Annotated in this window: 24 protein-coding genes; 7 read left to right on the top strand and 17 right to left on the bottom strand. The window is 60.2% G+C overall.

What is annotated here, in order from left to right; genetic code table 11:
• Positions 1–16: 16 nt before the first annotated feature.
• The 9 genes from galU to ppsA all read right to left on the bottom strand — a co-directional run bounded on the left by galU (position 17) and on the right by ppsA (position 8,934).
• Positions 17–856, bottom strand: coding sequence for a UTP--glucose-1-phosphate uridylyltransferase GalU (gene galU, locus ACSZPK_RS14250; protein WP_437882135.1), 840 nt, complete (start codon positions 854–856; stop codon positions 17–19).
• A 199-nt stretch (positions 857–1,055) separates the two neighbouring features.
• Entirely contained in the window at positions 1,056–2,108 is a 1,053-nt protein-coding gene (locus tag ACSZPK_RS14245) for an OmpA family protein (RefSeq protein ID WP_437882134.1), read from the bottom strand.
• Between the two features lie 115 nt (positions 2,109–2,223).
• Positions 2,224–2,814 carry an RNA polymerase sigma factor SigX gene (sigX, locus tag ACSZPK_RS14240; protein ID WP_437882133.1) on the bottom strand — a complete coding sequence of 197 codons (591 nt, stop codon included), beginning with the start codon at positions 2,812–2,814 and terminating at the stop codon, positions 2,224–2,226.
• 84 nt (positions 2,815–2,898) lie between these two features.
• Complete coding sequence (locus ACSZPK_RS14235) at positions 2,899–3,723, bottom strand: mechanosensitive ion channel family protein (RefSeq protein ID WP_437882411.1); 825 nt, start codon at positions 3,721–3,723, stop codon at positions 2,899–2,901.
• Complete coding sequence (locus ACSZPK_RS14230) at positions 3,723–3,965, bottom strand: CrfX protein (protein WP_437882132.1); 243 nt, start codon at positions 3,963–3,965, stop codon at positions 3,723–3,725. The genes ACSZPK_RS14235 and ACSZPK_RS14230 overlap by 1 nt, the downstream gene beginning before the upstream one ends.
• Before the next feature lie 55 nt (positions 3,966–4,020).
• On the bottom strand, positions 4,021–5,010 hold the full coding sequence (locus tag ACSZPK_RS14225; protein WP_437882131.1) for a zinc transporter ZntB: 990 nt from the start codon (positions 5,008–5,010) through the stop codon (positions 4,021–4,023).
• Between the two features lie 3 nt (positions 5,011–5,013).
• On the bottom strand, positions 5,014–5,502 hold the full coding sequence (rraA, locus tag ACSZPK_RS14220; RefSeq protein WP_437882130.1) for a ribonuclease E activity regulator RraA: 489 nt from the start codon (positions 5,500–5,502) through the stop codon (positions 5,014–5,016).
• Between the two features lie 47 nt (positions 5,503–5,549).
• Positions 5,550–6,500 carry an alpha/beta fold hydrolase gene (locus ACSZPK_RS14215; RefSeq protein ID WP_437882129.1) on the bottom strand — a complete coding sequence of 317 codons (951 nt, stop codon included), beginning with the start codon at positions 6,498–6,500 and terminating at the stop codon, positions 5,550–5,552.
• A gap of 61 nt (positions 6,501–6,561) precedes the next feature.
• Positions 6,562–8,934 (bottom strand): phosphoenolpyruvate synthase, encoded by a 2,373-nt coding sequence (gene ppsA, locus ACSZPK_RS14210; protein ID WP_437882128.1) that lies wholly within the window; start codon positions 8,932–8,934, stop codon positions 6,562–6,564.
• Between the two features lie 152 nt (positions 8,935–9,086).
• Between ppsA and ppsR the strand changes: the two genes are divergently transcribed.
• From ppsR to pabB, 5 genes are all read left to right on the top strand, one after another.
• Positions 9,087–9,905: a posphoenolpyruvate synthetase regulatory kinase/phosphorylase PpsR gene (gene ppsR / locus ACSZPK_RS14205; protein ID WP_437882127.1), complete on the top strand. Its 819-nt coding sequence runs from the start codon at positions 9,087–9,089 to the stop codon at positions 9,903–9,905.
• A 203-nt stretch (positions 9,906–10,108) separates the two neighbouring features.
• A complete protein-coding gene (locus tag ACSZPK_RS14200) occupies positions 10,109–10,645 on the top strand; it encodes an ATP-dependent zinc protease family protein (RefSeq protein ID WP_437882410.1) in 537 nt (178 codons plus the stop codon).
• A gap of 5 nt (positions 10,646–10,650) precedes the next feature.
• The gene (locus ACSZPK_RS14195; protein WP_437882126.1) at positions 10,651–12,177 is read left to right on the top strand and encodes an inactive transglutaminase family protein; all 1,527 of its coding nucleotides are present in this window, start codon (positions 10,651–10,653) and stop codon (positions 12,175–12,177) included.
• 4 nt (positions 12,178–12,181) lie between these two features.
• Positions 12,182–13,168 carry an alpha-L-glutamate ligase-like protein gene (locus ACSZPK_RS14190; RefSeq protein WP_437882125.1) on the top strand — a complete coding sequence of 329 codons (987 nt, stop codon included), beginning with the start codon at positions 12,182–12,184 and terminating at the stop codon, positions 13,166–13,168.
• Positions 13,169–13,237: 69 nt separating this feature from the next.
• The gene (gene pabB, locus ACSZPK_RS14185; RefSeq protein ID WP_437882124.1) at positions 13,238–14,581 is read left to right on the top strand and encodes an aminodeoxychorismate synthase component I; all 1,344 of its coding nucleotides are present in this window, start codon (positions 13,238–13,240) and stop codon (positions 14,579–14,581) included.
• A gap of 59 nt (positions 14,582–14,640) precedes the next feature.
• Here the strand turns inward: pabB and thrH are convergent, their stop codons facing one another.
• Positions 14,641–15,258 (bottom strand): bifunctional phosphoserine phosphatase/homoserine phosphotransferase ThrH, encoded by a 618-nt coding sequence (gene thrH / locus ACSZPK_RS14180; protein WP_437882123.1) that lies wholly within the window; start codon positions 15,256–15,258, stop codon positions 14,641–14,643.
• 121 nt (positions 15,259–15,379) lie between these two features.
• Between thrH and ACSZPK_RS14175 the strand changes: the two genes are divergently transcribed.
• On the top strand, positions 15,380–16,000 hold the full coding sequence (locus tag ACSZPK_RS14175; protein WP_437882122.1) for a phosphoadenosine phosphosulfate reductase domain-containing protein: 621 nt from the start codon (positions 15,380–15,382) through the stop codon (positions 15,998–16,000).
• Between the two features lie 57 nt (positions 16,001–16,057).
• On the opposite strand, the gene cysB is transcribed toward ACSZPK_RS14175, so the two are convergent.
• Both cysB and ACSZPK_RS14165 read right to left on the bottom strand, forming a co-directional pair.
• On the bottom strand, positions 16,058–17,032 hold the full coding sequence (gene cysB / locus ACSZPK_RS14170) for an HTH-type transcriptional regulator CysB (RefSeq protein WP_437882121.1): 975 nt from the start codon (positions 17,030–17,032) through the stop codon (positions 16,058–16,060).
• A 97-nt stretch (positions 17,033–17,129) separates the two neighbouring features.
• Positions 17,130–17,621, bottom strand: coding sequence for a universal stress protein (locus ACSZPK_RS14165; RefSeq protein WP_437882120.1), 492 nt, complete (start codon positions 17,619–17,621; stop codon positions 17,130–17,132).
• Between the two features lie 133 nt (positions 17,622–17,754).
• Between ACSZPK_RS14165 and tam the strand changes: the two genes are divergently transcribed.
• A complete protein-coding gene (tam, locus tag ACSZPK_RS14160) occupies positions 17,755–18,525 on the top strand; it encodes a trans-aconitate 2-methyltransferase (protein WP_437882119.1) in 771 nt (256 codons plus the stop codon).
• A gap of 45 nt (positions 18,526–18,570) precedes the next feature.
• Here tam and tagQ read toward each other — a convergent pair whose 3' ends face one another.
• The 5 genes from tagQ to ACSZPK_RS14135 form a co-directional block, all read right to left on the bottom strand.
• Complete coding sequence (tagQ, locus tag ACSZPK_RS14155; RefSeq protein WP_437882118.1) at positions 18,571–19,494, bottom strand: type VI secretion system-associated lipoprotein TagQ; 924 nt, start codon at positions 19,492–19,494, stop codon at positions 18,571–18,573.
• A 105-nt stretch (positions 19,495–19,599) separates the two neighbouring features.
• Complete coding sequence (locus ACSZPK_RS14150) at positions 19,600–21,294, bottom strand: formylglycine-generating enzyme family protein (RefSeq protein WP_437882117.1); 1,695 nt, start codon at positions 21,292–21,294, stop codon at positions 19,600–19,602.
• A complete protein-coding gene (locus ACSZPK_RS14145; RefSeq protein WP_437882116.1) occupies positions 21,287–22,450 on the bottom strand; it encodes an ABC transporter permease in 1,164 nt (387 codons plus the stop codon). The genes ACSZPK_RS14150 and ACSZPK_RS14145 overlap by 8 nt, the downstream gene beginning before the upstream one ends.
• Complete coding sequence (locus ACSZPK_RS14140) at positions 22,447–23,163, bottom strand: ABC transporter ATP-binding protein (protein ID WP_437882115.1); 717 nt, start codon at positions 23,161–23,163, stop codon at positions 22,447–22,449. Before ACSZPK_RS14140 ends, ACSZPK_RS14145 begins: the two co-directional genes overlap by 4 nt.
• The gene (locus tag ACSZPK_RS14135) at positions 23,163–26,150 is read right to left on the bottom strand and encodes a serine/threonine-protein kinase (RefSeq protein WP_437882114.1); all 2,988 of its coding nucleotides are present in this window, start codon (positions 26,148–26,150) and stop codon (positions 23,163–23,165) included. The genes ACSZPK_RS14140 and ACSZPK_RS14135 overlap by 1 nt, the downstream gene beginning before the upstream one ends.
• Between the last annotated feature and the right edge of the window lie 14 nt (positions 26,151–26,164).

Below are 26,164 nucleotides of genomic sequence, written 5' to 3'. Positions count from 1 at the left end.
CAGCATCGAAACGTGATCAGTACGCCTTGCCAGTCTTGTACAGATTCTCGAAGCAGTAGTTGGTCGCGTCGATGTAGCCTTCTGCACCACCGCAGTCGAAACGCTTGCCCTTGAACTTGTATGCGATGACACAGCCGTCCTGGGCTTGCTTCATCAGCGCGTCGGTGATCTGGATCTCCCCTCCTTTGCCTGGCTCGGTGCGTTCGATCAAGTCGAAGATGTCAGGCGTGAGGATGTAGCGGCCGATGATCGCCAGGTTGGATGGCGCATCTTCCGGCTTGGGTTTCTCGACCATATTGTTCACCCGGAAGATGTCGTCGCGGATCATCTCGCCAGCGATAACACCATATTTGGAGGTTTCTTCTGGCGGAACTTCCTGGATGGCTACGATGGAGCAGCGGAACTGGTTGTAAAGCTTGACCATCTGCTGAAGAACGCCGTCACCCTGCAGGTTAAGACACAAGTCATCTGCCAGAACCACAGCGAAAGGCTCGTCGCCAATCAGAGGACGGCCGCTGAGAATCGCATGGCCGAGACCTTTCATTTCCACCTGACGGGTGTAGGAAAAGCTGCAGGTATTGATCAGGTGACGAATACCGACCAGGTACTTTTCCTTATCGGTGCCCTGGATCTGGTGCTCCAGTTCATAACTGATGTCGAAGTGATCCTCGAGGGCACGCTTGCCGCGACCTGTGACCATGGCGATCTGATTCAGGCCGGCTTCAACGGCCTCTTCGACACCGTATTGAATAAGTGGTTTGTTGACGACCGGCAGCATTTCCTTGGGCATGGCCTTGGTAGCCGGAAGGAAGCGAGTGCCATAGCCGGCAGCCGGGAACAAACATTTCTTGATCATAAAAATCCTTGGCATTGCAGCGGTAGGATGAAGTTGGCGCAGTCTAATCAGGCATCGTAATCCTTACAATGGGCGCCACGCGTCGTACGACCTATTCATAGATAAAGCGGGCACCAGCAAGTTCAACCTTGGCTTCATCAATGCCCAGAAACAGAAAGGCCCGGCAATTGCCGGGCCTTTCCGCTACGCAAGAAGCTAATTACTTGGCTTGAGCCTCGACCTGAGCTTCTACACGACGGTTAACAGCACGACCAGCTTCGGTAGCGTTGTCAGCAACCGGGCGGGATTCGCCGTAACCTACGGAGTTGACACGCTCCGAACCTACACCGTACTGGTTGACCAGTACTTCACGAACAGCGCTTGCGCGACGCTCGGACAGCTTCTGGTTGTAAGCATCGGTACCGACGGAGTCAGTGTGACCTTCGACGGTGGTAGTGGTTTGCGGGTACTGGTTCATGAAGTCAGCCAGGTTTTTGATGTCACCGTAGCTTTCTTCTTTGACCTTGGACTTGTCGAAGTCGAACTTCACGTCCAGCTCGACACGCACAACTTCAGCGACGGCTGGGCAGCCATCAGCATCAACGGTGGTGTTGGCAGGAGTGTTCGGGCACTTGTCGACATTGTCGCAGACGCCGTCGTTGTCGCTGTCGGAGCAGACATCGGCAACCGGCTCAGGAGCAGGCTCGATAGGAGCAGCCTTGTTCGACGAACCGCCGAAGTTCAGACCCACACCCACGCCAGCAGACCATTCGGAGTCGCCACGGTCGATGTTGTAGATACCGTCGAGGCCGGCTTTGGCGTAGAAGTTCTCGCTGAAGTAGTACTTCAGGCCGGTGCCGATGTTGGCGAAGGTGCTGTGGTCACGACCAGTGCGAGCCGGTACGTTGCCGATGCTCTGGTGAGCGAAGCCAGCGGAGACGTAAGGACGCAGACCGACACCTGGAGTGCCGAAGTTGTAGATTGCATCAAGGCTGGTCAGGCTGCCCTTGATGTTCTTGTTGCCGGTGTCATTCTCGGAGCGAATGTCGTGGTATTCGCCATAAGACAGCGCGACTTCGACATCGTCGGTCAGGTAGTAGCCTACCGAGGCACCGAACAGGTTGCCATTGGACAGGTCGTGTGCGCTGTCGGTGAAGTAACGCTTACCAAAGCCTTCGACTTCAACAGCGCCTTGGCCTTGTGCTACAGCATTGAGGGCAGTTGCAGCGACCAGAGAGCCGATGACAATGCCCAAGGTGTTTTTCAGTTTCATCCGTAAAAATCCCCATCTTATGATGACTTTGGTTGCCCCTACGGTCATGCGGAACAACTTGGCGGTAATACTACCAGAAGTAGTGACCGTCATGCCTCAGATAATTGACCCTAAATTAAGTTTCAGTTTTTTCTGAAAAATTTTCCCGCAGCCGATCCAGGGCTCGTTTGTAGCGCATCTTCGTGGCGCTCAGGCCCATATGCATGATGTCGGCTATCTCCTGGAACTCAAGTTCGGCGACAAAGCGCAGGACGAGAATCTCCCGGTCGATAGGGTTGACATGGATAAGCCAGCGATCAAGTCCGCCACGTTCTTCGACCTTGGGCGCCTTTTCCTCCGAAGCCTCTTCGAGCGGATCCAGATTCAAGGCATCGAGAAGGCGCCGCTTGCGCCGCTCTTTACGGTACTGAGTGATGCACTCATTGTAAGTAATGCTATACAACCAAGTCTTGAATTTGGACTTGCCTTCGAAGTTCTTCAGGCCATAAAGAACTTTGAGCATGACTTCCTGACACACGTCATCGGCATCACGTTCATTTCCCAGATATCGTGCGCATACATTGAACAGAGTACGCTGATATCGGCGCATGAGTTCTTCATAGGCCCGGGTGACGTGAAACAATTCGACATGGGCACGCTGCACCAGCTCCTCGTCGGAGAGCTCGCGCGGATTATATCGCGTGGGTAGCGGTTGGCCTTTGTTCAAAACGGATCGTGCCGGCAGTCAGAGTCACGGTTAGCAGCCTCGCCCTCGTGGGCGGCGGCCGCATACTTTAACAGGAATGACGACTCAGCGGCTGCTGACGTGATGCTCGAGCAGAACCCGGTTGGCCAGGGATAGCAGCTCACCTTCGTCCGTCAACAGAACGGTCTTCACCGTGCCTATGGCCTCGATCTGCCCCTCGACTTCGCCAACGCGGACCTGCTGGCCTACTTCATACAGCTCCCGTACGTAAATGCCTGCCAGTATCTGACTGACGATCTCACGACTTCCCAGGCCCACCGCCAGCGCAACAGCCAGCCCTACCGAAATCAGGACGATGGCGATCACATGGTTGAGCAGATCGGTCTTCACCTCCAATTGCCCGATGGCCACCGAAATGCTGATTATGATCATCAGGCCCTGGGCAATACGCCCAACGCCGTTGGCGTACTCCAGGCCAACGCCTTCCGCCGCTCCTCTGACCAGGCCGCTGACCAACTGGGCAAGCAGGACGCCTGCCAGCAAAATCAGGGCGGCACCGAACACCTTCGGCAAATACAAAGCAAGCACATCCAGGGTTGCCGAAACGCGTGCGAGGCCAAGGTTCTCCGCGGCCGAAACCAGGAAGATCAGCAGTACGAACCAGTAGACAATCTTGCCGATCAGAGCCGAAACCGAGGAATGGACACCTGCACGCGCAAGGATCTTGGGCATTCCAGTGCCCGCCATCAAACGGTCGAGACCGATCTTGGCCAGCAGTTTGGACAACAGGGTATCGAGCAGCTTGGCCACGACGAAGCCCAGCAGCACCAGGATCACAGCGAAGAACAGGTTCGGTATGAAAACCGCCACTTTGGTCCAAAGTGCCGTCATGGCAGCGACCAGGCTTTGAGTCCAGGGATCGAGCTCCATCATTGATCAACCTTATCTGCTGGGTTGCGAGAGATGCGTGAAACAGGCTTCAGATGCGGCGAACCGTTGTTGAGGGCAATCATCAGAGCGCTGAAGCAATTGCCCATCAACTCGAACAGGTCGCCCATGCCAACTCGCCTGTTGGCAGTCTTGAGGACCCGGTCGAGTACCGCGTCATCGTCATGGGCCGACTCCCGTGACCTGAGCATGTCGCGCAAGGATTCTTCGAATGGATCGTGCATGCGAACCTCACAAAGCTGTGAAAGGCTAGACGCACGACCTGCCCAAAGGGTCACATCAGAGCCATTTCAAGCGCCTGAACAGCCACCATTGAAAGAACGCGACGGCTGCGATGAGGCCGCAGGCAATCATGAATCCATCACTGTTTTCCGAGCCAGGTATGCCACCGACGTTGATGCCGAGCAAGCCGGTTATGAAACTCATCGGCAGGAAAAAGCCGGTAATGATGCCCAGAAGGTACATGGTGCGGTTCATGCGCTCGCTCATGCGCCTGTTCTCTGACTCCAGAACCAGGCTCACGCGTTCGCGGATCAACTCCATCTCTTCCAGATAACGAGTCAAGCTGTTGTTCAGCTCGTTCCAGTACTCAGTATCGTCCTTCACGAACCAGGAGAAGCCATTTCTCGCCAGTTGCGCATAGATGTCGCGCTGTGGAGCCAGGAAGCGCTTGAGGCTCGCCGCTCGCCGCCGGATGTGCAACATTTGCCCATGATCGGGTAGATAGCGCTCGTTGGCATCCAACTGCTCTTCCTGTTCATCGACCTCGTCGGACAAGTTCTCGATCAGCGCATCGACTCGAACGGTCAGGTAATCCGCCAGATAGAGAATCAGCTCGGACGACGACTTCGGCCCACTTCCCCTGGCGAGCTGGGCGATCAACTCCTCGGTCGCCCGTAGCGGCCTCAGACGCAAGGAGATGGTTCGCTTCTCCTGGGCGAAAATCCGTACCGAGACCATATCCTCGGGCTCTGCATCCGGGTTCAGGTTGACGCCGCGCAGGAATAGCAGCAACTCATCGCCGGGTAGAGGCAGCAGCCGGGGGCGAGTATTTTCCGCCAGAAGCAGGTCGCAGCTGAACTCGCTGAGACCGCTCTTCTCGCGCAACCATTGCTGGCTCTGCGGATGGCCTCGATCCCAGTGCAGCCAGAGACTCTCCTCATCGGCCAATGCCAAGGTGTCCAGCTCTTCTCGAGCGATGGATCGGGCGCCACCCTTGCCATTGAGAACGAAGGCATGCAACAAATCCCGATTCAAATCCTGCTGCACGACTTACTCAGGCATCTCAAGCTTTTGCGGGGAAACGATGACGCCATTGTTGTCGGCGTACAGGTACTCCCCCGGCCGGAACGTAACGCCACCAAAAGTGACGGCGATATTCAGGTCTCCAATACCACGTTTTTCGGTCTTCATCGGATGGCTGGCGAGCGCCTGAACACCAAGATCGGTCTGTGCCAGCACATCCACGTCACGCACGCAGCCATAAACCACGATGCCTTCCCAGCCATTCTTCGCCGCCTTCTCGGCCAGCATGTCGCCAAGCAAGGCGCGGCGCAGGGAAGCGCCACCATCGACCACCAATACCTTGCCGCTGCCTGGCTGGTCGACCTGCTCCTTGACCAGGGAGTTGTCCTCGAAGCATTTGATGGTGACGATTTCACCACCAAAGGAGTCGCGACCACCGAAGTTGCTGAACATCGGCTCGACCACCTGGACCAATTCCGGGTAGGCGTCACACAGATCGGGCGTGATGTATTGCATGTGAGGCTCCTTGTCATGGTTAGGACGAACGACCGCGACATCTTAGCTCATGCAGGCACTACCGGCAGCCTCTGGTTCCATAGCCAATGGTCGACCCATGGCCATATTTCACGTTGCGCCTCCTGGCCGACGAGCATGTCCAGATGCCCATAGTCGATGCCGAATCCCTCATTGCGCCCCAGGCAAAGGAAGTGCTTGGAGGTCGAGCCGAACCGTTCGAACAATTCACGACAGCCCGCAACGGGATCGCGCCGGTCACCCGCACCACCCACTGCCAGTAAATGAACCGAAGCATCCGACAAGCCCTGTAGCCAATCCTCATGGCGGTTGAGCAGGCGATGCCAACGCATGAACTCCAACGCCACGCCAATGGGCTCGTCCTCTGGCCCCTGCTTGAAACGCCGACCTGACACATAGCTGAAGCGCTTTAGCAACAACCGGGCGAGCCAGGTCAGTGGCGGTACTTTCAACGACCAGTGCGCGTGGGCGACTTGGCTGCCGAATAAAGCCAGCGAAGCGATCTCTCCACTACGCAGATGGCCATTGCCCAGCGCAACCGCAAGCGTGGTGCCACCGAGGGAGTGACCGATCCAGTGGGGAGCACGGCCGCTTTGCTCCCGGACGAACGCATTGATCGCCGGCAGGTCGAAGCGCGCGTAATCACTCACGCTGTTCACCGAATAATTCAGATTGCGCGGCGATAAGCCATGGCCGCGCATTTCTGCGATCCAGACATCATGCCCTTGGCGTACCAGATAAGGCCCGAACCCTGCCCCGCCTGGTGAATACCAGAACCGCCGGTTGGAGAAGCCGCCATGCAGAAGGATAACGGGCGCGCTCCGCTCCTCTTGTGCGGCCAGCCCCAGCCGGGTAAGCGCCAGTTCGACTGAAAAGTCCGGACTGTTGCCCGGTTTCAAACGATAGATGTCTTCACTCAAATCACCGCGCAACTCGGCACTGACCAGTGCGACGGGAAACAACTCGCTGCTGCTTTGCATCTTTATTCCGGCCACAAAAAAGGGCGGGATATCTCCCGCCCTTCATCGGAGGTGTCGTGGATCAGTTCGGCTGGCTTTCAGCCAGGAAGAACCAGGTATCCAGTACTGAGTCAGGGTTCAGCGATACGCTCTCGATGCCCTGCTCCATCAGCCACTTGGCCAGATCGGGGTGATCCGACGGCCCCTGCCCACAAATACCAATGTACTTGCCAGCCTTGTTACAGGCCTGGATAGCATTGGCCAGCAGCTTCTTGACCGCGGGGTTACGCTCATCGAACAGGTGGGCAATGATGCCGGAGTCCCGGTCCAGGCCAAGCGCCAACTGGGTCATATCGTTCGAACCGATGGAGAAGCCGTCGAAGAACTCGAGGAACTCGTCAGCCAGCAGGGCGTTGGATGGCAGCTCGCACATCATGATCACGCGCAGGCCATTCTCGCCGCGTTTCAGGCCGTAGTTGGAGAGCAGCTCGATCACTTGGCTCGCCTCGCCCAGGGTGCGTACGAATGGCACCATGATCTCGACGTTGGTAAGCCCCATCTCGTTGCGCACCTTCTTCAGTGCGCGACACTCGAGTTCGAAGCAGTCACGGAACGACTCGCTGATGTAGCGAGAAGCGCCACGGAAGCCAAGCATCGGGTTTTCTTCTTCCGGCTCGTACAACTTGCCGCCAATCAGGTTGGCGTACTCGTTGGACTTGAAGTCGGAGAGGCGGACGATGACTTTTTTCGGCCAGAACGCAGCCGCCAGGGTGCTGATCCCCTCGACCAGCTTCTCGACGTAGAAACCGACTGGATCGTCGTAGCCCGCTATGCGTTTCTCGACGCTATCCTTGATGTCCAGCGGCAGGTTGGCGAAGTTCAGCAGCGCCTTCGGGTGAACCCCGATCATGCGGTTGATGATGAACTCCAGGCGCGCCAGGCCAACGCCCTCGTTCGGCAGTTGGGCGAAGTCGAAGGCCCGGTCTGGATTGCCGACGTTCATCATGATCTTGAACTGCAGATCAGGCATGGCATCGACCGAGTTCTTGCGAATGTCGAAGCCCAGCTCGCCTTCGAAGATAAAGCCGGTATCGCCCTCGGCGCAGGACACGGTGACGCCCTGCCCGTCCGTCAATACGTGGGTAGCGTTGCCGCAGCCAACCACGGCCGGAATGCCCAGCTCGCGCGCAATGATCGCAGCGTGGCAGGTGCGGCCACCACGGTTGGTGACGATAGCGCTGGCGCGCTTCATCACCGGCTCCCAATCCGGATCGGTCATGTCGGAAACCAGGACGTCACCTGGCTGTACCTTGTCCATTTCGGATACATCGTTGATCACGCGGACCTTGCCGGCGCCGATGCGCTGGCCAATGGCACGGCCCTCGACCAGCACGGTGCCTTTTTCCTTGAGCAGGTAGCGCTCCATGACGGTGGCATTGGCGCGGCTCTTGACGGTTTCAGGGCGAGCCTGGACAACGTACAGCTTGCCGTCGTCACCGTCCTTGGCCCACTCGATGTCCATCGGGCGGCCATAGTGCTTCTCGATGATCAGCGCCTGCTTGGCCAGCTCGCTGACCTCGGCGTCGGTGATGCAGAAGCGCGCGCGCTCGGCACGATCGACATCCACGGTCTTGACCGACTTGCCGGCTTTCGCCTCGTCGCCGTAGATCATCTTGATCGCCTTGCTGCCAAGGTTGCGGCGCAGGATTGCCGGACGACCGGCTTCCAGGGTGTGCTTGTGGACGTAGAACTCGTCGGGGTTCACCGCCCCCTGCACCACGGTCTCGCCCAGGCCGTAGGCGCCAGTGATGAATACCACGTCACGGAAGCCGGACTCGGTATCGAGGGTGAACATCACCCCGGCGGTGCCGGTTTCCGAACGAACCATGCGTTGCACGCCAGCCGACAGGGCGACCAGCTTGTGGTCGAAGCCCTGGTGCACGCGGTAGGCGATGGCGCGGTCGTTGAACAGGGAGGCGAAGACTTCCTTGGCCGCGCGGATGACGTTATCGACCCCGCGAATGTTGAGGAAGGTCTCCTGCTGGCCGGCGAACGAGGCGTCCGGCAGGTCTTCGGCGGTAGCCGAAGAGCGCACGGCAACGGCCATGTTGTCGTTGTTACCCGCCATTTCGGCGAAAGCCTTGCGGATTTCCTGATCCAGACGCTCAGGGAACTCGGCGTCCATGACCCACTGACGGATCTGGGCACCGGTTTTCGCCAGGGCGTTGACGTCATCGACATCCAGCGCATCCAACGCAGCGTGAATGCGATCATTCAGGCCGCTCTGCTCGAGGAAATCACGGTAGGCCTGTGCAGTGGTCGCGAAACCGCCAGGGACCGATACGCCGGCACCTGCGAGGTTGCTGATCATCTCGCCCAGGGATGCGTTTTTGCCCCCTACGTGCTCCACATCGTGGACGCCGAGCTTATCGAGGGAAACGACGTAATCTACCAAGGTGAACTCTCCGCTGTTGTTGGCCAGGCCCACGCATGCAGCGTTATGGCCTTGCCTCGAGGAAATAAGTCACAATGCCGTCCAGCACGGGTCCGGCAAAGGGGCCTAATGATAAGCCAAGATCGGCTCCTGACTTAAGGCTTTTGGCACAAATGAAACGAACCGCTTTTTTCATCTCCGATGGCACCGGCATCACCGCCGAAACGCTGGGGCAGAGTCTGCTCGCGCAATTCGAGACCATCAGCTTCACCAAGCTCACGCGTCCTTATATCGACAGCGTGGACAAAGCGCGCGCAATGGTACAACAAATCAATGCCGCCGCCGAGAAGGACGGCGCCCGCCCGATCATCTTCGACACCCTGGTCAACCAGGAGATTCGAGACATCCTCGGCCAGTCCGAAGGCTTCATGATTGACATCTTCTCGACCTTTTTAGCTCCGTTGGAGCAGGAACTTTCTTCGCATTCCTCTTATTCCGTGGGGAAATCCCACTCAATTTCGCATAACACCAACTACATGGAGCGCATCGAGGCGGTCAATTTCGCCCTGGATAACGACGACGGCGCCCGTACGCACTACTACGACAAGGCGGATTTGATTCTGGTCGGCGTATCGCGGTGCGGCAAAACGCCCACCTGCCTGTACATGGCCATGCAGTTCGGCATTCGAGCCGCCAACTACCCCCTGACCGAAGAGGACATGGAGCGCCTGCAACTCCCTAACGCACTGAAGACGCACAAACACAAGCTGTTCGGCCTGACCATCGACCCCGACCGGCTGGCAGCGATTCGCAACGAACGCAAGCCCAATAGCCGCTACGCCAGCTTCGCCCAATGCGAATTCGAAGTGCGGGAGGTCGAGAGCCTGTTCCGGCGGGAGAACATTGCCTTCATCAATTCGACGCATTTTTCCGTGGAAGAAATTTCCGCCAGGATCCTGGTGGAAAAAGGCGTCGAGCGTAAGTTCAAGTGATTGCCAGCGGCCCGCGCAAACGGGCTGGCCGCCGCTCGCTGAAACGTCCACTGGCAACGCTCCTTTCAGCCTTGCTGGTGGGGCTAACCCTCTGTCGCGTCGATAAAAACTCCCATGCTAGAATGCCCGCCCGCACACGCACCGCAGCGGACGCCGCGCTGCCGACTCCTGGCTATACGCCGACAGCCACGCCCACAGGATTTATGAGACTCAACGCACTTTTTTCTCTGATTTTCTGCATCCTGTGGCCCGGTGCCGCACTTTCCGGGGAAAAGACCGTCTATGGGCTCAACGAATACGTGGACCTGACCGGTTTGAACCTGCAAGTCGCTGCCAAGCTAGACACCGGAGCCAAGACGGCATCGCTGAGCGCACGAGACATCAAGCGCTTCAAGCGCGATGGTGAAACCTGGGTCCGCTTCTTCCTCGCGATCGACGATGCGCATCGGCATCCGATCGAGCGCCCCCTGGCCCGCATCAGCAAGATAAAACGCCGCGCGGGTGACTACGACCCCGACGAAGGCAAGAGCTACACTGCGCGTCCGGTGATCGAGCTGGATGTGTGCATGGGCAAGGCCCAGCGCACCATCGAGGTCAACCTGACAGACCGCAGTGCTTTCCAGTTTCCTCTTTTGATCGGCTCAGAGGCGCTCAAGCGCCTGGATGCCCTGGTCGATCCAAGCCTCAAATATGCAGCCGGCAAGCCTGGCTGTTCCCTTGACATCACCGCTGCCGAGTAACTGACATGCGCTCCCTGACCCTGCATTTGAAAGTCCTGATCACCATTCTGGTGACCGTGGGCGTTCTGGTTACGGCCTACCAGATTTTCATTCTCGGCATCCCGGTGACCGAGGACGAAAACGACGACCTGTGGAACATCGATGCCAAGGTCGAGTTCCAGGCCACTTCTCGCGACCCGGTCAAGGTGCAGATGTTCGTGCCTCCGCTGAACCAGGACTATGTCAGCCTCAACGAGAGCTTCATCTCCAACAACTATGGGGTCAGCGTCAACCGCGTGGATGGCAACCGCAAGGTGACCTGGTCCGCACGTCGCGCCAGCGGCAACCAGACCCTCTACTACCGCCTGGTGCTGACCAAGCGCTTCAGTGGCGAGCAACCCAAGGCCAAGGGGCCGATCTACCGCGACAGCATCGCCGTGGAAGGGGCCGAAAAGATCGCCGCCGAAGCCCTGCTTGCCCCCATTCGCCAGCACTCCGCCGACGTCGAGACCTTCATCAGCGAGACCATCAAGCGGGTCAACAACGTCAACGATGACAACGTCAAACTGCTGATGGCCGGTGATGCCTCGCCAGTCAACAAGGCCCGTATCGTCGAACTGCTGCTGTCCATCGCCCACGTACCGGTCGAGCGCGTTCACACCCTGCAACTGGTTACCGATCAGCCGCAGAACCCCGAACTCTGGCTGCGCAGCTTCAACGGCAGCAAGTGGCTGTACTTCAACCCGGAGACCGGCGAACAGGGCCTGCCGGCCGACCGCCTGATGTGGTGGACTGGCGATGAACCGCTGGTAAGCCTGGATGGCGCCAAGAAGGCCCAGGTGACCTTCACCCTGAACAACAGCGAGATGAACGCCATTCGCCTGGCCAAGCTGACCGACGAGAACACCGACGTCGATTTCCTCGAATACTCGCTCTATGGCCTGCCGCTGCAGACCCAGCAGACCTACCAGATCATGATCATGATCCCGATCGGCGTGCTGGTGATCCTGATCCTGCGCAACCTCGGCGGCCTGCAGACCCTGGGTACCTTCACCCCGGTACTGATCGCCCTCGCCTTCCGCGAAACCCAGCTGGGTTTCGGCATCGTCCTGTTCACCATCATCACGGCCCTGGGGCTGTCGCTGCGTTCCTACCTCGAACACTTGAAGTTGCAGATGTTGCCGCGACTCTCGGTGGTGTTGACCTTCGTCGTGGTGCTGATCGCGGTGATCAGCCTGTTCAGCCATAAACTGGGCCTGGAACGCGGCCTGTCGGTTGCACTGTTCCCCATGGTGATCCTGACCATGACCATCGAACGCCTGTCCATCACCTGGGAAGAGCGTGGCGGCGGCCACGCGTTCAAGGTGGCCATCGGCACGCTGTTCGCCGCCACCCTGGCGCACCTGCTGATGACCATTCCGGAACTGATCTACTTCATCTTCACCTTCCCGGCCGTGTTGCTGATCATGGTGGGCTTCATGCTGGCGATGGGGCGCTACCGCGGCTACCGCCTGACCGAGCTGTTCCGCTTCAAAGCCTTTCTGAAGGACTGAGCCCATGTTCGGCCTGATCAAGACCTGGAAAGCCCTTGAAGCCAAAGGCATCATGGGCATCAACCGGCGCAACGCGGACTACGTGCTGAAGTACAACAAACGGCACCTGTACCCGATCGTCGACGACAAGATCATCACCAAGGAGCGCGCCATCGCCGCCGGCATCCATGTGCCGGAAATGTACGGAATAATCTCCACCGAGAAGGAGATCGAGAAGCTCGACGCCATCATCGGCGAGCGCAGCGACTTCGTTATCAAACCCGCCCAGGGCGCTGGCGGCGATGGCATCCTGGTCATCGCCGACCGCTTCGAAGGCCGCTACAAGACCGTTTCCGGCAAGATCATCAGCCACGAAGAAATCGAGCACCAGATATCCAGCATTCTCACGGGCCTGTACTCCCTGGGCGGGCATCGCGACCGCGCCCTGATCGAGTATCGGGTAACCCCCGACCCGATCTTCAAGAGCATCAGCTACGAAGGTGTGCCGGACATCCGCATCATCGTGCTGATGGGCTACCCGGTGATGGCCATGCTGCGCCTGCCGACCCGTCAGTCCAATGGCAAGGCCAACCTGCACCAGGGCGCCATCGGCGTCGGTGTCGACCTGGCCACCGGCCTGACCCTGCGCGGCACCTGGCTGAACAACAAGATCAGCAAGCACCCTGACACCACCAACGCGGTGGATGGCGTGCAACTGCCGAACTGGGACGGTTTCATGAAGCTGGCGGCGGGCTGCTACGAGCTCTGCGGCCTAGGCTATATCGGCGTGGACATGGTCCTCGACCAGGAAAAAGGCCCGCTGATCCTGGAGCTCAATGCCCGACCCGGCCTGAATATCCAGATCGCCAACGACTGCGGCCTGACTCATCGCGCTCATGCCGTGGAAGATCGCCTGGCCGAACTTGCCGCCAAAGGCATCAGCGAGGACGTCGAGCAGCGGGTGCAGTTTGCCCAGAACCTCTTCGGCCACATAGCGCCGAAAGAAGTCTGAAACGATCCCGGCAATAGCCGGGGTCGAACCGTTCTACAATCGCCGCCTCTTTTCATTTCGGATCAGTACATGAGCGTCTGCCATATACATCCGCTGCCTTATCGAGACGACCCTTCATGTTTCTTCGAACGGGTACGCGATAAGCCTGGCGCGGTTCTGCTCGACTCGGGCCACCCACAAGCCAGCCGCGGTCGCTTCGACCTGATCAGCGCCTGGCCACGCCAGCTGTTCAGCGCACTCCCCGACGAGCCAGGCCGTGCATTCTTCGCACGCCTGCGCCAGGCGCTCACCACGCTCGGCAGGGCCGAACCGCCGGAAGGCATTGAGCTGCCATTCGCCGGTGGCTTTATCGGCTACCTGAGCTATGACTTCGGCCGGCGCCTCGAGGCATTGCCCGACCGCGCGCACGATGATCTGAACATGCCGGATGCGTGCCTGGGCCTGTATGACTGGGCGCTGATATCCGATCACCAGCAGCGCACCAGCCAGCTGCTGTTTCATCCCGGCATTGCCGCAGCCGATAAAGAGCGAGTCCTGGCGCTGTTCGCCAGTCCTGCGTCAAATGCACCGGTCGATTTCAAATTGAACGGCCCCTTCCGCACCAGCATCACGCGCAACCAGTACCGGCAAGCCATCAACCGCGTTCAGGCCTACATACAGGCCGGCGACTGCTATCAGGTCAACTACACCCAGCGTTTCCAGGCAACCTACAGCGGTGATCCCTGGGCCGCATACCTGGCCCTGCGCACGGCATGCCCCACGCCATTCGCCGGTTATCTGACCCTGCCGGGAAACAACGCCATCCTCAGCCTCTCCCCCGAGCGCTTCCTCAAGGCCAGTGATGGCCGGGTCGAGACCCGTCCGATCAAAGGCACCCGCCCCCGTGGCGTCGACGCAGAGGATGATGCCCAGCAGGCCCGGCTGTTGCTCGGCAGCCCCAAGGATCGCGCCGAAAACCTGATGATCGTAGACCTGCTGCGCAACGACCTGGGCCGGTCGTGCCGCATCGGTTCGGTGCGGGTTCCCGAGCTGTTCGCCCTGGAAAGCTATCCGAACGTTCATCATCTGGTCAGTGCCGTCACCGGTGAGCTGGCAGCAGGCAAGGACGTGCTGGATCTGCTGGCGGGCAGCTTTCCCGGCGGCTCGATCACCGGCGCACCCAAGATCCGTGCCATGCAGATCATCGACGAACTGGAGCCGTCACGCCGCGCACTCTACTGCGGCTCACTGCTGTATCTGGACGTGCGTGGCGAAATGGACAGTTCGATTACCATCCGCAGCCTGCAGGCAGCCAATGGCACCATCAGTTGCTGGGCCGGGGGCGGCATAGTCGCCGATTCGGACTGGCAGGCGGAGTACGAGGAGTCGCTGACCAAGGTGCGTGTACTGCTGAACACCCTGGAACAACTCTAAACGAGCCTCGCTGAAAGCGCCGAAGGCCGATGTATTCGCCCCCAGCGCCGCTATCGGCGTCAGAGGCTCAGCGTGCGATTCGATGCCTTGATGAACTCACGCCTGAGGTCGTCATAGCTGTGGACGGCCGGGAACTGCGGGAATTCGCGGATCACGTTTTCTGGAGCATGGAACAGGATGCCGGCATGGGCTTCGCTGAGCATGCTGGTGTCGTTGTAGGAGTCGCCTGCCGCGATCACTCGGTAGTAGAGGCTCTTGAACGCCAGGACCGACTGGCGCTTGGGGTCTTTCTGGCGTAGTTGGTAATCGATCACCCGATCGGTTTCATCGGTGATCAGGCGGTGGCAGAGCAACGTCGGAAAGCCGAGCTGGCGCATCAGCGGTTGGGAGAACTCATAGAAAGTGTCCGAGAGGATCACCACCTGGAAGCGCTCACGCAGCCAGTCGACGAACTCGACCGCGCCATCCAGCGGCTTGAGCGTGGCGATCACTTCCTGGATGTCGGACAGCTTGAGGCCATGCTCGTCCAGTATGCGCAGGCGCTGCTTCATCAGAACGTCGTAGTCGGGAATGTCACGAGTGGTCGCCTTGAGCGATTCGATACCGGTTTTTTCGGCAAAGGCAATCCAGATTTCAGGAACGAGGACACCTTCGAGGTCGAGGCAGGCAATTTCCACGGCGCGCTCCAGAGCAATTGATTGAGGGCCGGCACTCTAGCAGCCGGGCAAGGCAAAGGCCACCATGCGGCTTCGTGCTAACATCGGCGCCCTGAATCCAACCAACCACCGGGAGCCTGCGATGACGCTGGATCTTGAACGCATCAATGCCGAACTGGGCAATGACGCCGAAAAACTCGTTGCATGGGCGCTTGGCCTGGGCAAAACCGCCATCTGCACCACCAATTTCCGTCCGTTCGAAGCGGTGATCCTGCATATGGTCACTCGCGTCCAACCCGACATCCGCGTGATCTGGATGGATAATGGCTACAACACCGAAGCCACTTATCGCTTCGCCGACGAAGTCAGCAAGCAGTTGGACCTGAACCTGAGCATCTACCTGCCGAAGCGCTCCAGCGCCCACCGCAATGCAGTGGATGGACCGGTTCCAGGCCTGGACGATCCGCGCCACGAGGCATTCACCGCCGAAGTGAAGCTCGAACCCTTCGCCCGCGCCTTGCGCGAAACCGCCCCCGAAGTCTGGTTCACCGCCTTGCGCGCCAGCGATACCGCAGTACGTGCACAGATGCAGCCGGTGAGCATCAATCCGGACGGGCTGATCAAGGTCGCGCCCTTGCTGCACTGGAGCTCCAAGGACCTTTACCAGTACCTCACCACGCACAACCTGCCGAACAACTTCGATTACTTCGACCCGACCAAGGGCGAAGAGAACCGAGAGTGCGGGTTGCATCTGAGCCACTGACTATCGCGAGCATGAAAAACGGGACGCAAGGTCCCGTTTTTCATTCAGGCGAACGACTCAGTGAATCGGTAGTTCGACTCCGTCGAACAGTTCATCCAGTTCACTCTTGTTATGGCACTGCACGGCCTTGGCCATCACTTCGCGAGTCAGGTGTGGCGCGAACTTCTCGATGAAATCGCACATGAAGCCACGCAGGAAGGTACCACGGCGGAATCCGATCTTGGTCACGCTGGACTCGAACAGCTCGCTGGCGTCGAGGACGACCAGATCATCATCCAGTTTCTCGTCCACCGCCATGCGCGCCACGATCCCCACGCCAAGCCCCAGGCGAACGTAGGTCTTGATCACGTCGGCATCGGCCGCGGTGAACACGACCTTGGGCGACAGGCCACGATGGTTGAAGGCTTCATCGAGCTTCGAACGCCCGGTGAAACCGAACACGTAAGTGACAATGGGATGCTCTGCCAATGCTTCGAGGGTCAGCTTGGACAGCTTGGTCAACGGATGGCCGTGAGGCACGATCACGCAGCGATTCCAGCGGTAGCAGGGCATCATCACCAGGTCATTGAACAACTCCAGGCCTTCGGTGGCGATGGCGAAGTCGACCGTGCCGTCCGCAGCCATTTCGGCAATCTGGGTCGGCGATCCCTGGTGCATGTGCAGGGCAACGTCGGGATACTGCTTGATGAAGCCACTGATGATCGTCGGCAGCGCGTAACGAGCCTGGGTATGCGTAGTGGCGATGGACAGCGTGCCTTTCTTCTCGTTGGAGAATTCCTGGGCAATCTGCTTGATGCTTTCTACCTTGCGCAGGATCTCGCCAGCGGTGCTGATGATCCGCTCGCCGGCAGGCGTCACGCGTGTCAGATGCTTGCCACTGCGTGCGAATACCTCTACACCCAGCTCATCTTCCAGCAGGCGGATCTGTTTGCTGATCCCGGGTTGAGAGGTATAGAGACTCTGGGCGGTCGCGGAAACGTTGAGGTCATGATGCGCGACTTCCCAGATATAGCGCAGTTGTTGAAGCTTCATAGATGTCCCTCGGAGTAGCAGTAGTCCTGCCGGAATGGGCTGCAAGCGGCTCTATATAACCATATCCTTGGTAATTCAAACAGCCTTAGATTGTTTTTTATTTACCCCTGTGCTGCAACATAGGCACCAGGTAGACGGGTATCTCCGAGAGTTGCAGCACCCGCGAAGCCGTCCGTCCCAATGGCGTATCCTGGGTATCGCCATGGCTGTGACTGCCAAGGATGACCAGGTCCACTGCCAGGCTGTGCGATTGTTCGAGGATCACCTGGGCCGGGTCGCCGCGTACGACCCGGATATGACTGATCATGCTGGCGTCATGGTGAGTGTCGCTCAGCTCATCACGAAACCCCTCCATCACCCTCTGCTCAATGCTGGCCATCACGGTTTCAAGACCATTCTCGCGGAACTCGCGCAGGGTTCTTTCGTCCAGATAGGTCTGCAGCACTGACTCCGCGAACAACCCCATCGGCTCCACTGCATGGACGACATAAAGTTCAGCCTTGCAGGCTCGGCTCATGCTCAAGGCATGCTGGAGCACGTAAGGTGCATACAGCCCCAGATCAGTGGCGTAAAGGATCGAACGGACCATACTGCCTCCGGTATGTCGATAAGTCGCCAAGTCAAGAGCTTAGCAGCCTGCCGGGCACTCTGCGCCTCGTCCCGCGCAGGTACGAGGCATCTTTTCTGGGACAGCACTCACATCTGACACTATGGAGGTAATGATGGGTTGGTCAGCCAGGCAGTACGGCAAATTCGAGGCACAACGCAATCGTCCGATCCATGATCTGCTTGCACAGCTCGGCAGCCGCCCGGTGGCCCAAGCAGCCGATCTGGGATGCGGCCCGGGCAACTCAACGCAGATTCTGCTGCAGTATTTCGCGGATGCCCAGGTCACCGCACTGGACAGCTCGCCAGACATGCTGGAAGCCGCTCGCCAGCGTTTGCCCGACGTCAGCTTCGAGCTTGCCGACATCGGCAACTGGGCGCCCTTGCAACGCTTCGATCTGATTCTGGCGAATGCCTCGCTGCAATGGCTACCGGACCACGCACGACTGCTCCCCGCCCTGTTCTCCCAGCTGGCGCCAGGCGGCTCGCTGGCGGTACAGATGCCCGATAATCTCGAGGAGCCCGCTCACCGCCTGATGCGTGAGGTGGCAAGCCATGGGACCTGGCGTGATCGCCTGCGTGATGCCGCTCGCCCGCTGGACAGCCGGCACAGTGTCGACTGGTACTACGATGTGTTGCAGCGTGCGGGAGCCCAGGTCGATATCTGGCGCACGGTCTACCAGCATCCGCTCCAGGGGGCGGCCGGAATCGTCGAATGGTTCAAGGGCAGTGCCCTGCGCCCCTTCCTCGCGCGGCTCGCCCCGGATGAGCAGGAAAGCTTCCTGGCCCGCTACGAAGAGGCCTTGCAGTCGCAATACCCGACGTTCGAAGACGGTACGGTCCTGTTGCCATTCCCTCGTCTGTTTTTCATCGCGACCAGAACCTAAAACGACAAAAGGGGCCGAAGCCCCTTTTGTAACTGAAGCGCCGGATCAGGCGCTGGTGGCGCAGTTGGCCGGTGCCCAGTCGCCCAGGTCCGGGTTGTTGCAGACCTCGCTGATCATGGTCTTGCCTTTGCTGGCGACCTTGCGGCTTTCCTCGCGCTTGACCTTGGCCTTTTGCAAGGATTGTTCAGTGGTGACAGCTTCCGTCGGTACGTCCTTGAGCTTGGCCGTGCTGGTCTTGCTACCTGTGGTCTTGGTGGTAGCCGCTGGCTGGCTGGCTTCGACCACCTTGGTCACGTCGGCACGCTCGACACCGATGCTCTTCAGGTCGGTTTCATAGGCCTGGGTGTAGGTGTCGATATTCTGGCCAGTACGACCATCGACCGCCGCAAGCAACGAGTTGGTCTCATTCAGGCCGCTGACGATCTCGGCAAGGCGCTTGCGTCCCTCCGCGTCGTCGACTTTCTTCGCCTTGCGGTCTTCACGCAGTTGCGTGAAGGCGCGCTCATAGCAGCCCTGGGCCGCCGAGGCATAGCTGATATTGCGGTCGATCTCGGCGTTGTTGGTGTTGAAGTCGGCGGCGTACGAGGCCAGGCGCGCCTTGTCGTCGGAAATCTGCTGCTGGCGCGCGGTGTAGTAACCCGCGGCACCGCCGACCAGCGCACCACCCGCGGCGCCGATTGCGGCGTTGCGACCGCGGTGCTCATCATCGGCAAGACCACCGGCCAGGGCGCCCATCAGGCCCCCGGCAATGGCGCCGGTGGCGATCGAGCGAGTCATCGCATCGTCGGAGCTACGCAACTGGCTGACCGGCGAGTAGCACTGTGGGTAGTACTCGGCCTTGGTCGTGGACGCCACCTTGGAAGTCGGCGACGTGGCACAGCCGCTCAGCAGCACGCAGGCACAGGTGGCGGTAGAAATCAGCAGGGTCCGCGTTTGCGCGAAAAGAGTGGTCTTGCTTGAGGTTTGCATCGTCATTGGTCTCGTTCTTGAGTATGTCTATCCCATTCAGGCTCCGCCGTACGCTGAAAACCTGAGCTGTCAGCGCACGAGCTCCTTCCTCCCGCGCACCAGTCCCTATGGTGCAAGCAGTTCCTTGAGAATCGTCGCCGGGTCAGCCTTGCGTTGCTTGCGATACTCGCCGACATGGCGAACGAACAGCGTAGCGCGTGCCACAAGACTTTTCCCCAGCACCGGCTTGCGACTCAATTCTTCCTTGGTTCTCTGGAACTGCGCCTGGATCACGGTATCGCTGTAGCGCGTGCCGTTATCCAGGTTATCGATGTAAATCGCCAGGGCGCCGTCCAGGGCACTTGTTCCATTGGCGATACCCGATTCGAACAACTTCGCCGCCGCCTCGTCCTTGCCGGCACGAGCCTTGTCCCGGCTTTTTTTCAGGTTGGTCAGGCGAATGTTGTAGTTGTTGATGGTCTCGGCCACCAGCGCCGCCGACTGTATCAGGTTGCCGGCGGCATCTTCACGCTGCTTGGCGATCAAGGCGACATTGCGCTTGAGTTCCTCGTTCACGCTCGACAGGCGGCTTTTCAGTTGTGGATCATCACTGCTGGCAATCAGGCTGTCGAGCAACTTGGTCGCATCTTCGTCATCCTGTACCTCATCGGTAAGACTGCTGATACGTCCTTCCTGCTGCCACTGGGCAAACAGTTCCTTGTAACGCGAACGGGGCGCAGACAACGCCCCCAGCGCCACCCGGAAGCCCGTGGTTTCGTTCTTCTGCTCGGTCCCATCGGCGCCGAACAGCGGGTACTCGCGACGCATCCCGGTGAACAGGGTCATCTCGCCTTCGAGGTAGTTGCCACCCTTGACCACGAAGCCACCGTAGGTGCCCTGGCGCCGCCCCGAGCTGACCAGTTGGAAAGACTCCTGGACCATCTCCGCGGCGTTGCCGATGACGTCGAACAGGCCGATGGGATTGGGCTTTTTCAGCCCGATTGGCAACAAGCGCGCGGTTTGCCCGGTGCCCCCGGCGACCTGATTGAATACCGCCCAATCGGCCAGAGGACCATCGCCCTCGCTGCCTTCGACCTTGCGTGGAAACAGGCGCCCTTCCAACTCCTGGCGACTGACCGCCTGGCCGCCACGGGCGGCATACTCCCATTCGACTTCGGTAGGCAGGCGAACAAAACCCACGCCCCCATCTCCCTGGCCACCATCACGCCCGCTGACGGGCAGCAGGTCACGATGGTTCTTCAGCAGCCAGGCGCTGTACACCGCGGCGAAACGCTCGGCATCGAAGTGCGAGAGCTTCACCGCCGGCAGGCGCGCGGCCATGCCCGATGCGGCTTCGCAGGCTGGCGTCTCACCCTCGCCCGCCAGTGAGGACGCTTGTGCCATGACCATGTCGTACTGGCGCTGGGTGACCTCATACTTGCCAATGAAATACAGCATCGGCTTGAGTGGCGTGGCGCCTCCGGACTTCGGCAGGCCAGGCTTGATTGCCGATTGCCACGCCTTGTTGAGGTCGCCGACGGTGAACTGGCCATTGATGTAGTCGCGGCGATAACCGGAGATGAACGACTGCTGGTAGCCCGGCTCACCTTCGCTGAAGGGATAGCCGAGGTTGATGGCTCGGTCGTCCAGTGCGCCCTTGGCCAGGACATAGACATAACGAAAAGTCATCTCGCCGTCACAGGGCAGCGGCAGGCTCACGTCCCCTTCGAGCGGCTTGGGGTTGTACAACGGGTTCGGCTCTGCCGATGCACCGGTGGCGATCATGGACAGGGCGAGGGCAACGCTGAACAGCTTATACATGACGTAGTCCTTGCGAGGCTTCCAGGCGCGCGGCTCGCCAGCCACCGACCGCAGCGGCCAAGATGCAGCAACTCAATGTCGCCAGCGTTGCCGAGAGAAAATGGGTAAACAGCAGCCGGCAAGCATATTCGCCCGCGTCGGCCTGGAACAACAGATTCAAACCAAGCGCCGCCGCGCCATAGAGCAGGAAGGATAGCGCCAGGGCAAGGGCACCGGTATAGAACGCTTGCAGTACCACGAACGCCATCAGCCCCGAAGATGGCAGGCCCAACAAGCGCAAGACCGACAGTTCGTGTTGCTTGCGGGCCACGGCCGCCAGCGTACTGGCCACGACGGCGGCAAATGCCCCGAGCAACGACAGGCTGGCGATGACCCAGAACACCAAGGTCAGGTTGCGGCTAAGCGTGGCGACCTGGGCAATGGCTTCGGCCTGGGTGGCGACAGGCTGCTGTCGCGCCTGGAAGTACAGGCGCAGCGTTTCCACATCGGCCAGGTCGCGCGCATAGAGACGGAACGCCGGATAGATACGTGCCCCGGATGCCGTGGTAGCGCCATCACGAAAGTCCTCGACCTTTTCCAGCAGTTCCAGGCGAGCGAACAAGGCATCCCTCGGAAAGGCAGAGAATGGCAGTACGGCGACGACCTTCAGGTTGCGTTGCTGGTAATCGGGCTTGCCATCGAGCGTACGGCCGAACGTCGCAACCAGCATATCGCCATCGGCCGCGCCGAGTTTCTCCGCGCTGCTGCGACTCAGAACCACCTCGTCGAGGGCAGCAGGTAAAACCTGTCCTGCCAGCAATGGATCGCCCGCGGCCGTCGGCAGCATTTCCACGTTCAGGCGCCTGCCTTCACGATAAAGGTCGGTCGTCGCCGCTATCTGGCGCGTACGGGGGATGGCGAACGCCACATCCGGGCGAGCGGCCAGCGCCTCGATGGCCGCGCGGTCATAACGCAAGCCACCCAGGGGGATGATTTCACGCACGAAGGGATCATGTTCCAGGCGTTCCGTCAGCGTGGTAACCAGACCGAACTTGAGGCCGAACAGGACGAGCAACGGCGCGACCACCGCCGTCAACGCCAGAACCGCACAGAGCGACAGGCGCGCATCCGCGCGGTAGTCCCGCCAAGCCAACCTCGCGGCAAGGCGCCAATTCATGGCAACGCTTCCAGACGAGCGATCACATCGCCTCGCTCATCACGTGCCAGCGACAGATGCAGAGGCAGCAAGTCGTGGCGCCGAGCCAGCTCGGCATCGTGGGTCGCGACGACCAGGCACAGGTCGCGGGCCGTTGCCTGCTCGACCAGCAGATCCATCACGCGCTGCGCGTTCAATGGGTCCAGCGATGCCGTGGGTTCATCCGCGAGGATCAGCGCAGGCCGATGAACCAGCGCCCGGGCGATGCTTACCCGCTGGCGCTGGCCGACCGACAAATGCCCCGGCGACTCCTCCAGAAGATCGGCGATGTCCAGTTGCCTGGCCAGCGCCTGCACGCCTCCCCTATCCGCCTGCCCGATCAGGTCGAGTGGCAGACGGATATTCGCCCGCACATCGAGAAAGCCCAGCAAGCCCCCCGTCTGCAGCACATAGCCGCATGCCCGCGCCCGGATACGTCCCAACGCATCATGCCGGGCGGTTTGCCACAACACCCCAATGTCATGGCGCTGACCATCGAACTGGTATTCCAGTAATCCACCCGCATCGGGTGAAAGCGCCAGCGCCAGGATATCCAGCAAGGTGCTCTTGCCACTGCCGCTGGCGCCGATCAGGGCGATGCGCTGGCCGGGCCGCAATTCCAGTTGCGGCACTTCCAGGCGGTAGCGTTGCGAGCCACTACCACGAGTCTTGCGGATATCGACGAGGCGCAGCATCAAGGCAAGGTCGACAGCGGCACACGATATAGCGCATCACCCGGGCCCGCGTCGCCGAAGCGAACCCAGTTCGCCGTATCGTTGTGGAAGGTCTCGTAGAGCTGGATCTTCGATTCGAGCTCGTCGATGAAGTCTTCCTGCTCCGCGACACTGAGCGACAGCCACAGGTCCTGGGTCATGTTCAGGGCCTTGCTGCGATACGGCAGGCCTTCGAGGTATTCGCCGAGTAAGCCGCTTTGCGCAAGGTTGCTGCCCTTGACCAAGGCCGCCGGGTCACGGCTCATGTAGGCGCTGGCGCTGGCGATCTCCTGGAAGAAATCCTTGGGTGAGCGTTGCGTGCGCCGCCCCGCCTCGACGATGGCGCGCAGCGATTGCTGCAAGTCGTTGAGCTGCAGCTTGGTCAGCAAGGCGCAGACCTGGAAGGCTGGCAGTGCCGGATCGGCGATATCGCGGTCGGACGTCCAGGCCGTGACCAGCTGCGGCGCGCGCGTGGCGTTCTTCTGGCCTAGAAAGTCCATGTGCATGGCGTAACCGACCGCGGCCGACTTGGCCGCAATGGAATTTCCACTCGCCGGGGCCGTCAGTTCGGCATTGCTGCGCACCTGATGCACGAGATCGGCGAAGCTGCTGGCGATCTCGTTGACGCGGCTGCCGAACTGGCCGACATCGCCGCCCGCCACCGGGACATAGAGATCACCGATGCGCGGGTTGGCATCCGCGGTGAGGATGCGGTACTGCTGCTCGGCGAAGCCGTGGTTCTTGCGTCCTGAGTCGGTTTTCAGGTGCAGGGCGTAGATCTTGATCTGCTTGCGCAGCGCCGCTTCGCGGACCTCGGCCTCGTTCATGTGGGTCCGGCCCAGCGGATCGCTCTTGCGCAAGGCTCCCGCATCGCTGATCAGCAGGATCAGGCGGCCGCCGTAGCCGTTCCAATCTATGCCGTCGACCGCCTGCATGACACCGGCGAAGGCATCCTCATTGAAGTCGTGGCTCGACACGGTGGTCGCACGGATTTGCCGGGCGAGGTCGAGGAAACGTTGCGGATCGCGGCCCTGGTCGAGGCTGACCAGGGTCTTGGCGGTGTACTCCAGGCCTGGCGTTTTCTCGGTGTTGCTACGAAAACCGACCATGCCGAAGCTGACGCTATCCAGTTCGCCACGAGCAGATATCTGTTGCTGCAATTGAGCGACGACGTCACGTACACGATCGATGTAGGGCTGCATCGAGACCGAGGTATCGACCACCAGCACGATACCGGTGCGAAATGAGTCCGGAGCCGCCGCCGGCTGCTTGCCATCGCCGCTGCGTTGCGGCGTCGAGCCTGGGTCGATAGACGCCACGTTGAGCAATTGCAGCGGCTGGCCGTTGCTATCGAAGCTTTCCTGGAAATTGAAGATCGGCAGCAAATAGAACTGATCCTGAGGCACGGCACGGTCGCCTGGCTCGACCGCCACCACATCCTGGGCACCACCCTTCAGCGCGGCATTCAGGACACTGCGAGCCCGGCCCGGGTCGCTGAGCAACTGCTCCAGCTCGCCCGGCTCACGCAGGAACAGGGCCGGCGAACGACCGGAACGTTCGGTGAACTTGAGCACCAGGCTCTGCTTCCAGTCGGCCACCTGGGACTCCGGCAGCCAGCCATCGCGGCGCCCATCCGTGGACGCGCCCACTTCGACCCAGGGCTCGGAACCGACGCGCTGGCGAGCGTATACATAGAGTACGGAAAACGCCGGAATGAGCTTGCCGTTGCCCGTATCTCCCGGCGCGCTCATCAGGTGGGCATCGGGCTTGGTCAGTACGCGTTGGAACAGCGTCTTCTTGCCTGCCATCAACAAGGGGCGCTCGCCATTTGATGGGTTGGCGGACTGGGGCGCATCGTCGACTTTCACCGGGGTATCGCTCAGGTGAACACTATCGCTGGCCGGGCTTTTACCTTGGCCGCTGTACCACCAGTAGCCTCCACCGCCGACCACCAGCAGGCCGCTGGCAATGGCGGCGCCGATGATCAGGGGCGCGCTGGAGCGTTTACGAGCAGGCTCCGCGGGCCGAGGTGCTTGCGCCGGCGCTACGGGCGACTCGCTCGGAATCGTGACCGAAACGGCGGTCATCGCTTCGCTGTCCGACTGCCCCGCTGGACTCGCCGCTCTGGGCAGCGGCTGGAACAGGGTCGCATCGTCATCCACCGTGGCGGGAGTGGCCACAGGCAACTGGTCGAGTGCGGCGATCAGTGCCGCGGCGTCGGCGAAACGATCATTCGGGTCCTTGGCCAGCAGGCCTTGCAGAATACGCTGATAGCGGCCATGGATGATCGGCAACTCAGGCAGGGGCTGGGTCAGGTGCGCCAGCGCGGTGGACAGCGAGTCAGAGCCGACATAGGGCAACTTGCCGGTAAGGATTTCGTACAACACCACGCCGATGGCATACAGGTCGGCACGGCCGTCGATATCCAGACCGCGCGCCTGTTCCGGGCTCATATAGCTGGGCGTACCGACAGCAAAGCCAGCCTGGGTGAACTGGGTCCGATCATCCAGCGCCTTGGCGATGCCGAAGTCGCTGAGGATTGCCGCGCCATCGGCCCGGAACAGGATATTCGCTGGTTTCACATCGCGGTGCACCATGCCCAGCGAGTGGGCATAACCGAGCGCGGAGGCGATCTGGCGAATCCATGCGAGCCCCTGCTCGGGACTCACGCCAGCGCGGATACGCTCCTTCAGGGTACCGTTGGGCAGGTACTCCATGGCCATGTAGTAGAGATTGCCGACATTGCCGATGTCATGGATGGTCACCGTATGCGGATGGGACAGGCGCGCCAGGGTGCGCCCCTCGCGCAGGAAGCGCTCGCAAAAGGTCGGGTCGGCCGCCAGTGCGGCCGCCATCACCTTCAGGGCGACGCGGCGGTCGAGCGAGCGCTGCCGAGCCAGGTAGACGACAGCCATCGCGCCATCGCCCAGTTCGCCTTCTATTTCATACCCGGGTATTTCGATATCCATGCTGGAGTTCTTTT

The organism is Pseudomonas sp. LRF_L74, from assembly GCF_965644255.1.
GTDB lineage: Bacteria > Pseudomonadota > Gammaproteobacteria > Pseudomonadales > Pseudomonadaceae > Aquipseudomonas.
The sequence above is the reverse complement of the archived record's forward strand: the minus strand, read 5'-3'. Positions and strand labels throughout refer to the sequence as shown.